The sequence below is a fragment of the Oleiphilus sp. HI0132 genome (assembly GCF_001635845.1).
On record NZ_LWGJ01001884.1, the window covers coordinates 1 to 1,312 of the forward strand.

Sequence of the window (1,312 nt, forward strand, 5' to 3'; positions counted from 1 at the left end):
CTATAACTTGCTGGAAAGATAAAAACTGCGACTGGCGAATCTCATTGATCATCTCTGCCTGCACGGAACCACCCACTGCTTTTCGCTTTCCCTCCTTATCGACCTTAATAATACTGATATTAACCAAGCCTAAAGAACGACTTCTAACTAGTTGATACTGCCTTGCAACCTCTTCATCGAGGAAGGTCGAGGCAAAGGCAATATAGTGTACTTCATAATCGCTGCCATCAGGCCCTGGAAATACCTCTTTCTTCTCTGCATTCGCTGCAACAGAAAGAAAAGTCGTGAGCAAAAAAATTAAACTTGTTAAGGTTCGTATCATCGCTGAATTCATACGCTTGAGCCTATTGGATCAGAAAAAGTGAATTATTTACTAATGCGGTATACCGCAAATTCGGCAAATAGATTTGGCCACATGCGCGCAAAACTACTCTGTTCAAACTCTGCATCCACCACTTCGCGGTTCAGGATCTTGATACCTTTTTGAACACAAAGCGCTTCAAAGTCCTTAAAGGTGCAGAGGTGGATGTTCGGTGTGTTATACCAGGTATGCGGCAAAGTTTTCGACATCGGCATTTTGCCATTCCACAAAAGGTAATGGCGGCAACGCCAATAGCCAAAATTTGGAAAGGTAACAATTCCCTGATTTCCGAGACGCATCATTTCATCAAGCATCACATCCGGACGCCGGACTGCCTGTAGAGCTTGCGTCATAATCACCGTATCAAACTGCTGATCGGCAAATTGAGACAGGCCTCTTTTGTCCAGATCATGCTCTATAACATTAACTCCCTTCTCAATGCATCGGGTTATCTGCTCTGACGCAATCTCTAGCCCATATCCAAGGACCTTCTTTTCCTGCTGTAAGTGCGCCAGTAAAGTGCCATCACCACAACCTAAATCGAGCACACGGCTGCTTTCTTTCACCCAGGGTTCTATCAGTCTCAGGTCGGCACGCATTATTTTATCTCCTCAGCAATACGCTTCATATAAGCTGAGAAGATAGCCATATAGCGCTCCGTTGGAATTAAAAACGCATCATGTCCATATTCTGAGTCTACCTCTGCATAACAGACACGTTTACCTGCTTTAGTCATAGCTTCAACCAAACGCTCTGAACGCTCGGGAGAAAAGCGCCAGTCTGTACTAAAGGAAACAACAAAATAGCCACACTGGGCTTTGCCTAGTGCTTTCTCAAGAGAACCTTCTGTTTTTTCAGCCGGGTCAAAGTAATCCAAAGCCCGTGTCATTAATAAATAAGTATTGGCATCAAAGGTTTTTGAGAAGCGCTCACCTTGATAGTTTAGGTAGC

Annotated in this window: 2 protein-coding genes and 1 pseudogene; all 3 read right to left on the bottom strand. The window is 44.2% G+C overall.

Features of this window, described 5'->3' with window-relative positions:
• The coding region (locus tag A3766_RS28450; RefSeq protein ID WP_068643442.1) for a DUF4426 domain-containing protein at positions 1-334 on the bottom strand (334 nt) is incomplete at its 3' end.
• A gap of 32 nt (positions 335-366) precedes the next feature.
• A complete protein-coding gene (gene metW / locus A3766_RS28455; RefSeq protein WP_068510019.1) occupies positions 367-960 on the bottom strand; it encodes a methionine biosynthesis protein MetW in 594 nt (197 codons plus the stop codon).
• Positions 960-1,312 (bottom strand): annotated as a pseudogene (gene metX / locus A3766_RS31770) (homoserine O-acetyltransferase); the annotation flags it as partial. The gene metW and the pseudogene metX, both read right to left, overlap by 1 nt.